At 48.8% G+C, this 13,618-nt stretch carries 13 protein-coding genes; 11 read left to right on the top strand and 2 right to left on the bottom strand.

The genetic code is table 11. The features are described from left to right. Nucleotides 1-47: 47 nt before the first annotated feature. Nucleotides 48-929, top strand: coding sequence for a helix-turn-helix domain-containing protein (locus H3H32_RS23865; protein ID WP_182458109.1), 882 nt, complete (start codon nt 48-50; stop codon nt 927-929). A 62-nt stretch (nt 930-991) separates the two neighbouring features. After that, nucleotides 992-1,714 (top strand): siderophore-interacting protein, encoded by a 723-nt coding sequence (locus H3H32_RS23860; protein ID WP_182458108.1) that lies wholly within the window; start codon nt 992-994, stop codon nt 1,712-1,714. Between the two features lie 101 nt (nt 1,715-1,815). On the opposite strand, the gene H3H32_RS23855 is transcribed toward H3H32_RS23860, so the two are convergent. Next, complete coding sequence (locus tag H3H32_RS23855; RefSeq protein ID WP_182458107.1) at nt 1,816-2,817, bottom strand: type I glyceraldehyde-3-phosphate dehydrogenase; 1,002 nt, start codon at nt 2,815-2,817, stop codon at nt 1,816-1,818. Between the two features lie 326 nt (nt 2,818-3,143). On the opposite strand from H3H32_RS23855, the gene H3H32_RS23850 reads away from it, so the two are divergent. The 5 genes from H3H32_RS23850 (at nt 3,144) to H3H32_RS23830 (ending at nt 6,768) form a co-directional block, all read left to right on the top strand. Next, nucleotides 3,144-3,476 (top strand): hypothetical protein, encoded by a 333-nt coding sequence (locus tag H3H32_RS23850; protein ID WP_182458106.1) that lies wholly within the window; start codon nt 3,144-3,146, stop codon nt 3,474-3,476. 19 nt (nt 3,477-3,495) lie between these two features. Then, entirely contained in the window at nt 3,496-4,287 is a 792-nt protein-coding gene (locus H3H32_RS23845) for a polysaccharide deacetylase family protein (protein ID WP_182458105.1), read from the top strand. Between the two features lie 258 nt (nt 4,288-4,545). Further along, on the top strand, nt 4,546-4,794 hold the full coding sequence (locus H3H32_RS23840) for a hypothetical protein (protein ID WP_182458104.1): 249 nt from the start codon (nt 4,546-4,548) through the stop codon (nt 4,792-4,794). A gap of 57 nt (nt 4,795-4,851) precedes the next feature. Continuing rightward, complete coding sequence (locus tag H3H32_RS23835) at nt 4,852-5,442, top strand: Crp/Fnr family transcriptional regulator (RefSeq protein ID WP_182458103.1); 591 nt, start codon at nt 4,852-4,854, stop codon at nt 5,440-5,442. 357 nt (nt 5,443-5,799) lie between these two features. Continuing rightward, nucleotides 5,800-6,768 carry a zinc-binding alcohol dehydrogenase family protein gene (locus tag H3H32_RS23830; protein WP_182458102.1) on the top strand — a complete coding sequence of 323 codons (969 nt, stop codon included), beginning with the start codon at nt 5,800-5,802 and terminating at the stop codon, nt 6,766-6,768. 303 nt (nt 6,769-7,071) lie between these two features. On the opposite strand, the gene H3H32_RS23825 is transcribed toward H3H32_RS23830, so the two are convergent. Further along, nucleotides 7,072-7,812, bottom strand: a complete 741-nt coding sequence (locus H3H32_RS23825) for a LytR/AlgR family response regulator transcription factor (RefSeq protein ID WP_182458101.1) — start codon at nt 7,810-7,812, stop codon at nt 7,072-7,074. 278 nt (nt 7,813-8,090) lie between these two features. On the opposite strand from H3H32_RS23825, the gene H3H32_RS23820 reads away from it, so the two are divergent. The 4 genes from H3H32_RS23820 to H3H32_RS23805 all read left to right on the top strand — a co-directional run bounded on the left by H3H32_RS23820 (nt 8,091) and on the right by H3H32_RS23805 (nt 13,611). Next, nucleotides 8,091-8,537, top strand: a complete 447-nt coding sequence (locus H3H32_RS23820) for a T9SS type A sorting domain-containing protein (RefSeq protein WP_182458100.1) — start codon at nt 8,091-8,093, stop codon at nt 8,535-8,537. 388 nt (nt 8,538-8,925) lie between these two features. Continuing rightward, the gene (locus H3H32_RS23815; RefSeq protein WP_182458099.1) at nt 8,926-11,034 is read left to right on the top strand and encodes a tetratricopeptide repeat-containing sensor histidine kinase; all 2,109 of its coding nucleotides are present in this window, start codon (nt 8,926-8,928) and stop codon (nt 11,032-11,034) included. 34 nt (nt 11,035-11,068) lie between these two features. After that, the gene (locus H3H32_RS23810) at nt 11,069-11,542 is read left to right on the top strand and encodes a T9SS type A sorting domain-containing protein (RefSeq protein ID WP_182458098.1); all 474 of its coding nucleotides are present in this window, start codon (nt 11,069-11,071) and stop codon (nt 11,540-11,542) included. 17 nt (nt 11,543-11,559) lie between these two features. Continuing rightward, nucleotides 11,560-13,611 (top strand): DUF8740 domain-containing protein, encoded by a 2,052-nt coding sequence (locus tag H3H32_RS23805; RefSeq protein WP_182458097.1) that lies wholly within the window; start codon nt 11,560-11,562, stop codon nt 13,609-13,611. Nucleotides 13,612-13,618 lie beyond the last annotated feature (7 nt).

Genomic DNA, 13,618 nt, shown 5'->3' with positions numbered 1-13,618 from the left:
GTTTGCCCGGCAATACATGCAAGTACATCCAAACGCACATTTAAACTTTGGCAAAAAAACAAACTATTCCCGTTTTCAATCAGCATAAAGAGGCAAAGGCTGGCTTTTTTATAAAATCGATGCGCGAGTCGATCGATAATGTGGAGCACGATGTGGTCAACGCCCACCGCGATGAGACGTATATGCTTTTTGTCCTGAAAAGCGGCTTCTGCCGGGAGTTGATTGATTTCGAGGAACATACATTTAGCGGTCCCTCATTCTGTATGATCCACCCAGAGCAAGTGCATGGTTTACTGGAACATCGGGACATGGATGGCTGGGTAATTTCATTTGATTCGGGCCTGCTTACGCAGGAAACGAGCCATTTAACCAGGTTGATTAACTTTTCGAATAGTTCGGAGCAGAAAGCGGGAGCACTGAACATGATTTACGAACTAACCGATTTGATCTGGCGTCAATTTCGTTCCGATGGTAACACAACGCATCAGTTGCTTACGTTTCGCTATCTACTGAACGCGCTGATTACGGCCATTGTCGACCTCAATCAACCGAATAACACCCTGCCTGAATCCGTTGAAAGTCGATCTGATGAGATTACGGGGGCTTTTCGGCAGTTACTCAATACGAATTTCGTTCACTGGAAACGTCCGGCGCAGTATGCGCAGGCACTTCACCTCTCTGTCAATCACCTGAACGATACGGTTCAGGGAAAAACGGGTTTCACTGTGTCCTACTGGATTCAACATCAGACGATGCTTGAAGCTCGACGGCTGTTGTACCATACGCAGCAGACGGTGAAAGAAGTGGCTCATCAGCTTGGCTTCGACGACCAGCACTATTTTTCGCGTAGTTTTCGAAAGGTTACCGGGCAAACGCCTATTTCGTTTCGGCAATCATTCCGGGATTTGTCCACCAAAAGCCCTCGTTAAGCCATTCTTTGCGGGTTTTATACCCTGTTTCTTTGTAGTCGAATCATTTTCTGCTGCACATAATGGGCGTACTGGATAATCTTGTCAAACGGTTTTCTCGAAAAGCCGTTTTGATCGATAAGCAACAACTTACTGAACATACATTTCACCTGAAAATTCAAGGGGATGACTTGAAAAATTTGCCGTATACACCGGGCGAGCACCTACGCGTGCTGGTTGGGTTAGATAAAGGCACGTCCATGCAGGATAAAGTCAGAACCTATTCCGTATGGCAGTATGACCCAGCCAACGCTAGTATGGATTTAGCTGTTTGCACATATTCGACAGGGATTGGGGCCCGTTGGGTTCGCGAAATTGCGCTAGGCGATATGCTGTACTTTAGTGGGCCGAAAGGCAAGTTCACCGTCGATCAATCGGGCGATTATTATGTATTTGTTGGCGACCCTTCGGCCCTGGCTCATTTGTATGAGATCAATCGCCATCTGGAGCCATCAAAACCCGTTATCAGCTTCATCTATGGCGATACCATGTCCGATCTATTTCCCGATCTGACTGGCGAAAAACCATTTACTTTTTACCAGTTGTCACAAAATCCAGCTTCAGCTGTCATAGAAAAGCTGGATGCCCAACTAAACAACAAATCGGGCAAAGGAATTCTATACGTAGGGGGCGACGGGCGGTTATGTGTCGCCCTAAACAAGCATTTCCGAAACGAACTCCATTGGGAGAGTCGGCAGATTAAAACCAAACCATTCTGGCTACCCAACAAAACGGGGCTGGAGTAGGGAAGGCTTTATATAAGCTGTACGGGCTTATTGGATTAATCAAATGATGCCATTGAGACAGGTTTGTAAACCTATCCCAATGGCATCATTTGATTTATTCGTTAGATCCGTTCGGCCAGGAACGCGGCTACTTCGGCCAGGCGATTCGAAAAGCCCCACTCGTTATCGTACCAGGCTGCTACCGATAAGAGATTGCCTTCTTTGGCCGTCAGCGGTAAGTCGATAATGGATGAGTGTGGATCGGCAACAATTCGTGAGGATGCCCATTCTCCTTCCAGAACATCCATAACACCCTTCAGAGGGCCTTCGCTGGCTGCCTTGCGGAATGCATCGTTCACCTCCTGTACCGTGCAATCTTTTTCGGTAATCAGGTTTAACTCTGCAATGCTACCAGTTCGGGTAGGTACGCGGTAGGCTTTACCGGTTATCTTAAGGTCTTTCCAGATGAACTGCAACGCCCGAGCGGCACCCGACGACGAAGGAATGATATTTTCGGCAGCGGCCCACGAATCGCGACGGTCTTTCATAGGCTGATCGGTCAGAGACTGGGTATTGGTGTACGAATGGACGGTTGAAAACAGCCCGTATTGGATACCGAAGTTTTCCAGAATAACCTTCACCACAGAGGCCAGCGCATTGGTGGTACAGCTACCCATGCTAACGATATGATGATTAGCCGGATCGAACGTATCCAGGTTAATACCTTTCAACAGTACGGCATCGCAATCGGCCAGTGATTTGCTGGGGGCACTAATCAGCACATACTTAGCACCCCGATCGATATGAACTTGAGCGCCAGCGCGGGTAGTAGCCCGACCTGTACAGTCGACGACAAGGTCAACGCCCAGTGCTGCCCAATCGGGTACTTCTTTCGATGAGTTTATATATGGAATCGTTCGGTCGCCTACGACTAACTTGCCTTCACTTCCCGAAACTGGTTCCGGCCAGCGCCCGTAGTTCGTATCTACGGAAAATAGGGCTGCCAATGTAGGCTCGTCCCGAATGTCGGCTATTGCAACCGGAACAAATAATTTATTTTCTAAACCAACGCGAAGAAACTGCCGTCCAATCCGGCCGAATCCATATAAAGCAATCGTTGCCATATAAATAAAGCGTTTATGAGATTATTGGTACAGAATAATGAGATGTGACTCTCATAAGAAGAAGCCTAAAATAACAGCTATAGTTCTCTGAATTCGCTTATTTTAATATAGATATGTCGTGTATCATAAACGCTGATTGACTAGTTGTATCGGGCATTTTGATTGCTAGTACTTAGTAGAAAAAGGATATGATCTCTTTATCATTCAACACCTCTTCCTTCCATGAGTAAGCGCGTATTTCTATCCACAATTCTTCTCCGTGCGTTTTTTTGTAGTGTTTGGGCGCTTGCTCAATCGCTGGTTAGTTGGCCTCATTTGCAGAAACAATGGTCAACTGGGATGTTGACCATTGCCGGAACCCCGTTTCTAATCCACATGATTTCAATAACGATGGCCATTTAGAGGCCGTTTTAATTGGAAATTTCCACCCCAACGAAGTCTATATGGGCCGCGAAGATGTACTGGTAGGCGTTGTGTTGTTAGGTGATGGGCGAGGTCATTTCAAACCACTAAGTCCCGTCGAAAGTGGCTTATTGATTCGGGGAGATGCGCGGTCGTCGGTACTGATGAGCAGTAAAAACAAAGAAATGATGCTTGTAACAGCAGTGAATTCACAGGGCTCGCGGTTCAATAAATGCCTTTCGTCAATAAGAAAATGATTGTTTTTTAACACCCACTATGCGAAAACTAGCCTTACTAACCTTATTGATTCTTTCGCCCGTTCTACTATACGCCCAGAACGAATGGAACGGGAAGAAATGCGCCATAGCACTTACCTACGACGATGCGTTGCTGGTACACCTCGACAATGTTGTTCCCGTTCTGGACTCATTCGGGCTGAAAGGCACATTCTATTTGTCGGGCTATTTCCCTGGTTTTGCCAACCACATAACTCGGTGGAAATCGGTGGCCACTAACGGTCATGAGTTAGCCAATCATACCCTGTTTCATCCGTGTATAGGCAATACCCCCGGCCGCGAATGGGTAAAGCCAGCCAATGATCTGAGCAAGTATACGGTGCAGCGAATGACGGATGAAATGAGGATGACCAACATCCTACTCAAAACGCTCGATGGGCAAAGCGCCCGCACGTTTGCCTACCCGTGTGGCGATACCAAAATTGGTGATGTTGATTATTACAAAACCGTAGAAGGCGATTTTGTAGCTGCGCGAGGCACTAAAAGCGAGATGAAGAAAATCACCGAAATCAATTTGGCCGATATCGGTGCTTACGGTATCAATGGCCAGTCGGGCGAGCAGATGATTGAGTTGGTTAAGAAGGCGCAGGCCAGTAATTCGCTGCTGGTTTTCCTGTTTCATGGCGTGGGTGGTGGCCATTCACTAAATGTCGCGTTGGCCGAGCATAGCAAGTTGATCCATTACTTAAAGCAGAACGCAGCGGATATCTGGGTTGCGCCTTTTATCGATGTGGCTCAATATGTCAAGACTCAGCAATCGAAACAGAAGTAGGATAGCACGAACGTAGATGTTCACGCTATATCAGGTCATGAAAATTAAGCTCCTTAATCTGCCTTACGCTTAACGGCGTTGCGCTGCGTGTATTCATTCAGCAAACAGAACCGTCTCCACAAAGCAACTATGCCGTTAAGCAACTGACCAAGGCTCTTCTTGCCCGAAAATACACTGCTGGCACAGAGGTGAGTTCTGCCAATTACACGATTCAACTAGCGCCGATTACGCCCAAATTAGGGGCAGAGTCGTACGCTCTTGATCGGAAGAGTAACCGGATCATTATTAGTAGGGGAGATGCTCATGGTTGATTTACGGGGTACTCGCATTGGTAGAAGATTTGCAGAATGGCGTTTCGCTGAAAGCCATCACTCGCGCAACGAAAAGCCACATTTACCATTACGCGCTATTAAGGTCGATTTGCCCTGGGATACCTACCAATATAGCGACGCTCTCGATCTGCATGTCGAGAGCGCAGAAAAAGCTGAGCCGAATCTGGTAAAGTGACAGTTGAGCAAGTCTTTAGCCCTAAATTAGTAGCTAGTTTAGAGCTAAAGCCCCTTTATGACCCAACCCTTGTTGCTTCAGCCACTCATCAGCCACTTTGAGCGTTTTCTTCCTTTTGACGAAAACGAAAAACAATTACTAGAAGGGCGAGTGACGGAGCGTCGGATACGGCGCCGACAAGCGATTTTGCAGGAAGGGTTTCCTTGTAAACACTATTCGTTTGTTGTCGAAGGGTGCTTGCGGATGTTTGCCGTTGATCAGAAAGGTGTTGAGCATACAATTCAATTTGCTGCTGAGAATGAGTGGATTGCTGATATTGGGAGCTTTCATTCTGGAAGAGCCAGCAAGTTATTCATCGAAGCCATCGAACCCTCTGTAGTGTTACAAATCGAACAAAAAGACCTATATTTCCTCTACGACAGTATTCCGAAGCTCGACCGGATTTTTAAAGTCATTATTGAAGACAAGTACGTTGAGTTACAGAATCGGGTGTTGCAAAACATCAGCTCGACAGCACAGGAACGTTACCTGGCCTTTCTGGAGCAGTATCCTACGCTAAGTCAGCGGCTTCCAAATACGCAGATTGCTTCTTATCTGGGGATTACCCCCGAATTTTTGAGCAAAATCAGGAAAAATATTGCTTCCTGACAAACGTAGAATTTTCGTTTAGCGTCGTGCCACGGTTTAATTCTGGACCATAACTACCGTGGCACGGCCCTAAACGAAAATCCTAAATCTTAAACTAGTTTAAGCCTATTTCTTAAGTTAGTTCATTGGTGCAGCCAGCCTCCTTGCCACAACTTTGCCTTGTCAATTTAACTCGTCTGACAATGAAAGTTAGCGCCCTATACGCAATCCTATGACTTGTTTTAGGGGCTGTCCCGTTTGTATGTAGCCACAATCCGAAAGGGGGGGGCGGGCCTTTTTTATGCAGACGAATCCTTTAGCAAACCGTTTTTCGGATAAACAAAGCTGAATTAAACCTGCTTATTTCTTCATTAACTTATGAAAGCCGCCGTTATATATCGCCCCGGTTCACCGGAGGAATTTATTCTTGAAGAACGTCCGGTGCCTACTCCCGGCGATGGTCAGGTACTGGTCAAAGTGAAAGCGTTTGGCCTGAATCGCTCAGAGCTCATGACGCGTAAAGGTTTTTCGCCCGGAGTTCAATTTCCACGTGTGCTGGGCATCGAGTGCGTTGGTGAAGTTGAAAACGACCCTTCTGGCGAGTATGCACGGGGGCAGTCGGTTATGGCCTTGATGGGAGGGATGGGGCGTGACTTCGACGGGAGTTATGCCGAGTACACGGTGTTGCCTAAGCGGTTGCTTCATTCATTTCAGAGTACGTTGCCCTGGGAGGTGTTGGGCGCCATTCCTGAAATGTTTCAGACGGCTTATGGCTCGCTGTATCCGGCTCTGGGCATTCAGCCCGGCGAAAGCCTTTTGATACGAGGAGGGACGTCGTCTGTGGGCATGCTGGCCGCTCAATTGGCTAACGTGGCGGGTCTAACTGTGTTAAGTACTACACGAAACCCACAGAAAGAGAGTTTATTACGGGATAATGGAGCTTCCCATGTGTTGATCGATACGGGTAAGCTAAGTGAATCGGTTCGAGCCATTTTTCCGCAGGGCGTCGATAAAGTATTGGAACTGGTCGGTACGTCTACCCTGCATGACTCGCTAAGTTGCCTCAAACCCGGTGGTACGGGCTGCATGAGTGGAATGTTGGCGGAAAACTGGACGATTCCCGCTTTTGCTCCAATGGAATTTATTCCCCCTACAGTCCGACTTACTACCTACGACAGTGGCCAGATCAGTAGCCCGACAGCCGTTTTCCAGGATTTCATCCGTCAGGTTGAAGCGGGCCAAGTGAAATTGGCAATCAGCCAGACGTTTACGTTAGATCAAATCGTAGCGGCACATCAATTTATGGACAGTAATCAGAGTGTGGGCAAACTTGTTGTATTACCTTAACGAATGCTCTTTATACCCCTGTTGTGGAGGGTCGATGGTTCAGCATCCGAGCATACTACCACTAGCCTGATGGACGCATCTTGAAGTCTCATTCGGCCAGAGTTGCGCTCGACTTACGTCGGGCTGTTGACGTGGGCATTTAGGAGAGAAAATAGTCTTATAAACTCAGGCATATCATTAATAGGAATACTTTGGTTTGTGAGATAAAAATCGGAGAATGAGTAAAAAGTGAATTAGCTCAAATGGTAGAAGTTCGGCAATCGTTTATAAAGGCCAACAAAATCAGGTTGGCTCCCTACACCATTACCTGTTCGATACACCTAGTGTCCGCTCGACATCCTTCTGATAGAGTTTTCCGATGGGTAGTTCCTGGCCATCTATTTCGACATGGCGGGGCGTATAGCTGGTGATCGCCGAAACCGCCACGATAAATGATCGATGTATCCGCACAAACTGGTTGGCAGGCAACTGGGCTTCGAGTGAACTGATCGTTTGCTTAACCAGCAAGGGTTTGGCCGTACGGGTTATAATACGTACATAATCTTTCAGGCTTTCGACGTACAAAATCTCGTCTGGCTGCACTTTGATAAGCTTCCGGTCGGCGCGAAAAAACAACGAGTCTACGCCGACCGGGCGAATCGTTTCTTTAACGGGCTCTTGCTCGATGAGTCGGTGTTCGGCCACTTCTTCATTTGTCTTCATGACTTTACTGACCGCCCGCAGAAACCGATCGAACGGAATGGGTTTGAGCAGGTAATCCGCTACATCCAGGTCGAAGCCATCGAGGGCATATTCACGGTACGCTGTCGTGATAATTACCGTCGGGGGATTCCGCAGTGAACGCAGGAAGTCCGTTCCCAGCATCTTGGGCATGGTAATATCCAGAAACATCAGGTCAATGGGTTGCTGCTGTAACACCCGAAAGGCTTCCAGCGCATTTTCACAGCGGGCAACTACCGTTAGTCCATCAATGGATTCGATGTACATCTCCAGCACATCGAGCGCGGGCGGCTCGTCGTCCACCAGCAAACAACGTAGCGACATTGTGTTTTTCAGTTTGGGCTCTTTGCCAGGAAACAGGCAAGCTAAGATAGCATTTCTGTCTATACTATGCCCACCTAAAGCTGACCCATTGAGGAAGCGGTATCGGCAAACGTCATTTGTCGCCGATGAATTGAACTCAGAATCGGTTTTGGGCTATCCGCCGACTGGCCCGTGTCCCCGGTCGAATAAGCTCGCAGAGGGTGTTTGAAGGGCTATACCTTTGGAGCAGGCTTACAGAAAGTAGCCCCTTTCAATCATATTTTAAACATACTAATGTCATGAAAACCAATAACATCTCTGCATTCCGCCTGGCGCTGGCCGTCCTTATTTTCACCACACTCGCTACAACCCGCTTACACGCTCAAATCAATACGAACTATGTTGAGGGGACAACTAACCAGCCATCCCTTCGAACAGCCATCTGGCCGGTTGTCAACAGTTCATCGGTGCGGATCAACTTCGTTCATCAGGGACGGGGAGCCGTACACATTCGCCTTTACGACAGCCAGGGCAAAGTGCTGTATGATCAGTACGAATCTAGCCGAACCTTCGCGGGTAACTATGATCTGAAAGAGCTAGCGGCCGGCTATTACATCTTTGACCTGGAATCGGCCGATACGCATGTCAGCCAGGAAATTTCCCTGAATAATCCCCAACCGGAACCTAAGCGTGTCGTCTTCCTCAACGTCGCCAAAACCGATAACCACTTCATAACTGTCAAGTAAGACTATTTCCTAACATCTTGTTTCACCAACCTTATTTTCCTTAAAACGATGAAAAAGCGAACATACCTCCAGCTCAACGAACGGCTTACGGAGTTGTTAATGCATCCTCGGCAGCAACTGGTTTTATGCCAGCCGACTCCATGAATTGCGGGCTCCGTCGGCGACAAACCGTGTTCGTCGCCGACGAATGCCATTCTATAGGCTGAAAAAAACAGCCTGTCGACAATGTCAGCAACGGGCCTTGTATAATTGTAATTTTAGCAACCGATTGAACCAGTCGTAGCTGTCAACGCTATGGCACGATGTTCTGAAACGTAACTTTAAGTCATTCGTTGTCAAGAGGTTTTAGTACTGACTATTTATTGGTGAGCAATCAACCCCATTTGCTATGAGACGCCATTCTATTCTTCTTTTCCTGCTATTGCCATTTGTTGCTTATAGTGCTGGCGAGTTGAATCCCGATAGTCTGCGCCGGGTGTTGCCCTCGCTGACCGGCACCAAGCGGGCCGATGTGCTCAACCAACTGAGTGAGCACTATTTGTGGATCAATGTCGATTCGGCCGGGTATTTCGCGGAGCAGGCCCTCAGTCTGTCCAGAGCGCTCGGTTATTCAGATGGTATTGATCTGGCTGACTTTAATAGAGGAACCGTAGTGATGCGAGCCGGTAAATACCAGGAGGCCGAACCACTGCTTCGGCAAGCCATTGACAAACTGCGACACAGAGACCCCTATCATGCAGGCTGGGCGATGTGTTATCTGGGCGATGATTTACTAAAAATGGCTAACTATCAGGAAAGTATTAAGTACCTGAATGCATCGCTGCCCCTACTCCGAACGTATCCGGGGGGCGATCCCGGCAAGTCGCTCACATTCCTAGGATTAGCCTATGGTGCCATTGGCGATTACGAAACAGGGCTCGACAAAGCCAAACAGAGTTATATTGAACGGCTAAAGATGGGCGATAAGCTCGCTTTGGGATGGTCCTACTTTAATCTAGCCCTGTTATATAACAATGTCAATGATTTCCAGGCGGCTGTTGATCATCTGCATCTAGCCGAACGTGCCTTCAAAACTGGCTTCGAGCCCGATTTTGTGTATGCTAGCTTAGCGAGGTCGTTTAAACGCATGAACCGCTCCGACTCAGCCAATTTTTACCTCGATAAGGCTATCAAACTGGCTCCCCAAAGCCAGAGCACCCGCACGGCTATTGGCCATTTCGCCCTGGTTGATGGTCAATACGAAAAAGCCATTGCGCTATTCAAACCCGATTTAGCGAAAGCCCGTATCTCGAATAGTGTAGAGAATATCATGGCCTATTTAGGGTATCTAGCCAGTGCCTATCAGGGTAAGAATGATTATCAGCAGGCTGTTCCGTATGCTCAGGAACTGTACGAGATGGCCCGAAAGACCGGCGCACGGCCGCGTTTGCGTGATGCGAGTGAGTTACTCTGGAAAAGCTATGACCACCTCGGCGAGACCAAGCAGGCGTATCGATACCTGATGGAATACAGTGCGCTGCGCGAAACATTGTTGACTAATCAGTTCAAAGCCAACCTGTTTTCATTTAAAGGCCAGATTGACATTGACCAGAAGCAGGCGCGTATCGAACTGCTTAATAAGGAGAAAATTATCATCAGTCAGCAGTTGAGACAGGAGTCGCTGGAGAAATGGCTGCTAGTGGTGGGCCTGGTTGTGGTGAGTCTACTCGCCCTGATCGGCTACCGGGCAATCCGGCTGTCGCGTCAGAATGCGCTCCTGGAAGCCCAACAGCTAAACGATCGGTTGCAGCTGGAACAGCTGGAACACCAGCATCAACAAGATGAACTGCGTCGACGTGCTGAGCAACTTGAGATAAAGGCTTTACGCGCCCAGATGAACCCTCACTTTATTTTCAACTGCCTCAACTCGATCAACCGATATATTCTGGTCAACGACCGGATGGCGGCTTCTAACTATTTAACCACGTTCTCTACCCTGATCCGGATGGTGCTCGAAAACTCGGAGCAGTCGCTGATCACCCTCGCTGAAGAACTGGAAATGCTCACGCTTTATCTCGAACTCGAACGGCTGCGTTTCAAGAATGCCTTCAACTTCAGTATCACGTTTATTAACACCGTTGATACCAATACGATTCGGGTGCCGCCATTGCTGTTACAGCCCTTCGCCGAAAACGCCATCTGGCACGGGTTAATGCATAAAGACGGGCCGGGCAACATCGACATTGCCTTCCGACTGGATGAATCCATGCTGTACTGTATCATCACCGACGACGGTGTGGGACGGCAACAGGCTGGAACGCTGAAAATGAAACCAGCCGGAAGCCGCAAATCGCTGGGAATGCAACTTACCGCCGACCGACTCGCGCTGCTAAGCTCCCCGAATCAGACCGATACTTTTTTCGACATCGAAGACCTTGTTGATGAACAGGGTGTGGCCAAAGGCACGAAAGTGCTACTGAAAATACCACACCAGAAGCTGGCCATAAGCGATAACTGATTCCCCACAACAGCTTTTTGCTTCTATTGGTGTTATGCGTAATCTGTTTTCCTACCTATTACTCAGTGGTTTCGGCTGCTTGAGTATCGCCCAGGCCCAAACCCTGACTCCTCAAACCATTGCCTCGGCAGGAGGCTTTCTGCAGCAGGGCAACAATAGCCTGTCGTTCACCATCGGGCAATCTGTCGCTACCGCCCTGTCAACCGGGTCAGGGTCAGTTAGTCAGGGGTTTCAGCAGGCCGCAGCTGCGCGGATTATTACAGCCCTCGAACCCGTACCGAGCCTACTGGTCCGGGTATTTCCGAATCCGACTCGCCAATATCTGTACATCGATTGCCCACCCGCACGCCTGACGCTGATTGATATACTGGGTCGCCCCTGTTGGCAGGGCCGCAGCGACGGTAAACCACTACAGGTCGATGTGCAGACTTTTGCCACCGGTGTGTACTTGCTTCAGGTGCTGACCGAGGATACTGTTCAGACTATACGCTTAGTGCTTCAACCCTGATTGATTTGTAAGTAGCCATGAAAACCTCTATTCTGTTTGCTCTTTGCGGGCTGCTATCCCTGACCGTGCGTGCCCAGGTACCGCAGGGCTTTTCCTATCAGGCCGTAGCCCGCACCGCTACCGGTGACTTACTGGCAAATAAGCCCATCAGTGTGCGACTCTCCATCCTCGACGGCTTGACCACTGGCACGGCGCAGTATGTTGAAACCCAGAACGTAACCACCAATGGCTTCGGACTATTTAGCCTGACCGTTGGTGGAGGAACACCGACGAAAGGCACGATAAGCAGTGTTAACTGGGGAAGTGGATCTAAGTTTCTGGGCGTGGAGGTAGCTTTCGATGGTACAACTAATTACCAGAATCTTGGGGCAACGCAGTTACTGAGTGTGCCGTTTGCACTTTACGCGGCCAACGGAGGTACGCCTGGTCCTCAAGGTGTAAAAGGCGATAAAGGGGACAAGGGTGATAAAGGCGACACAGGAGCCACTGGTTCAGTAGGATCAACCGGGGTTGCTGGACCGCAAGGTAGCAAAGGTGACAAGGGGGATAAGGGCGACAAAGGCGATACAGGAACTATTGGTCCCCAGGGACAGATAGGTCCCGCTGGCCCACAAGGAACAAAAGGCGATAAGGGTGACAAAGGGGACAAGGGTGATGCCGGTAGTGGGGTTTATACAGCAGGTAATGGTATCACCATTACTGGTAACGCCATTGCTGCCAAAGACGATTCACCAACCAACGAGATCCAGTCGCTGTCGTTAAGTGGACAAACGCTGAGTCTCTCCAATGGGGGCGGCACTGTGACGTTGCCCAGTAGCGGTGGTCCCTGGTTTGCGAATGGCACGAGTATTTCTACAAGCTCTAATGGATTTGGGAAGGGAGGGGTGCCGAACTATGCGGTAGCAATGGGAAATGGATCAACCGCCACCGGTAATTCTTCGACAGCAATGGGAAACGGTACGTATGCTTTAGGAGAAAATACAACCACAATGGGAACTGGGACAAAAGCTTCTGAGGCTGGCGCAACAGCGATGGGTAGCTACAATCAGGATGTAACAAATGCGCTGCTCATGATTGGTAATGGTAGCGGTGGTGCAGCCCGAAGCAACGCCCTGACCGTTTTAAAAAGTGGTTATGTAGGCATTGGTACAACAACTCCGTTAGCCCCACTCCACATAGCTAATGATGAAGCTGTACACGCTGGCAGTACCACTTATTTCGGCACTGGCGGGGCAACATTAAAACTAGACAACGGTACAACTATACCTATATTGACTAGCTTAACTTCATACTCAAGACGAATGGGGCTGTTGGTTGAGGCCGACATTGTATCCGAGTATAACATTGTATCAGCCAGAAACGTCATTTCTTCCGATGCTCGCATCAAAACCATACTTGGCCTTACCAATTCTCAGCAAGATTTGCAGACACTTTGTCGCTTGGCCATTACCAACTATACCTACAAAGATGCGGTGCGGCTAGGTAATACACCTCAGAAAAAAGTGATCGCCCAGCAGGTCGAGTCAGTTTATCCACAGGCCGTTCAGCAGCGGACTAATTTCGTCCCTGACCTTTATACCTTAGCCAGAGTACAGGCTACTCCTGCCGAACTGACGCTGACCTTGCCTATGGCGCACTCACTGCATGTGGGCGAGACGGTCAAACTGATTGATGCGCAAAGAGGTGATCTGGTCGAGATTGTTACGCGGGTAATTGACCCTCAGACTTTTGTTGTATCAGCGAAGCAGACCGGAGCGGTTGAGAAGTTGTTCGTATATGGGCGGCAGGTGAGTGATTTTCGGGTAGTAGACTACGAAGCCCTGTCGGTGCTCAACATTAGTGCAACGCAGGCTCTGGAAGCGCAAATGCAGAAGTTGCAGGCCGAGAATGCCCAACTGCAAGCGAATGAAAAAAACATGCTCAGTAGACTTCAGATTCTTGCCTCCCGTTTGAACCAGTTGGAAGGTAACATGCACGGATCCTATTATGCAACTCGTCGCCAAGTCCACCGCCAAACGTATGCCGTAAAAACGGCACCAACTCCGATTAAACCCCTGGCAATCAGATAAAGTAGTA

This window comes from Spirosoma foliorum (genome assembly GCF_014117325.1).
In the GTDB taxonomy this organism is placed as follows: Bacteria; Bacteroidota; Bacteroidia; order Cytophagales; family Spirosomataceae; genus Spirosoma; species Spirosoma foliorum.
The sequence above is the reverse complement of the archived record's forward strand: the minus strand, read 5'-3'. Positions and strand labels throughout refer to the sequence as shown.

Bases quoted from the DNA above. Each gene is read 5' to 3' on its own strand.
- H3H32_RS23850 (WP_182458106.1), top strand. From the start codon at position 3,144: ATGGTCAACTGGGATGTTGACCATTGCCGGAACCCCGTTTCTAATCCA.
- H3H32_RS23810 (WP_182458098.1), top strand. From the start codon at position 11,069: ATGCGTAATCTGTTTTCCTACCTATTACTCAGTGGTTTCGGCTGCTTG.
- H3H32_RS23825 (WP_182458101.1), bottom strand. From the start codon at position 7,812: ATGTCGCTACGTTGTTTGCTGGTGGACGACGAGCCGCCCGCGCTCGAT.
- H3H32_RS23860 (WP_182458108.1), top strand. From the start codon at position 992: ATGGGCGTACTGGATAATCTTGTCAAACGGTTTTCTCGAAAAGCCGTT.
- H3H32_RS23815 (WP_182458099.1), top strand. From the start codon at position 8,926: ATGAGACGCCATTCTATTCTTCTTTTCCTGCTATTGCCATTTGTTGCT.
- H3H32_RS23830 (WP_182458102.1), top strand. From the start codon at position 5,800: ATGAAAGCCGCCGTTATATATCGCCCCGGTTCACCGGAGGAATTTATT.
- H3H32_RS23835 (WP_182458103.1), top strand. From the start codon at position 4,852: ATGACCCAACCCTTGTTGCTTCAGCCACTCATCAGCCACTTTGAGCGT.
- H3H32_RS23855 (WP_182458107.1), bottom strand. From the start codon at position 2,817: ATGGCAACGATTGCTTTATATGGATTCGGCCGGATTGGACGGCAGTTT.
- H3H32_RS23820 (WP_182458100.1), top strand. From the start codon at position 8,091: ATGAAAACCAATAACATCTCTGCATTCCGCCTGGCGCTGGCCGTCCTT.
- H3H32_RS23805 (WP_182458097.1), top strand. From the start codon at position 11,560: ATGAAAACCTCTATTCTGTTTGCTCTTTGCGGGCTGCTATCCCTGACC.
- H3H32_RS23845 (WP_182458105.1), top strand. From the start codon at position 3,496: ATGCGAAAACTAGCCTTACTAACCTTATTGATTCTTTCGCCCGTTCTA.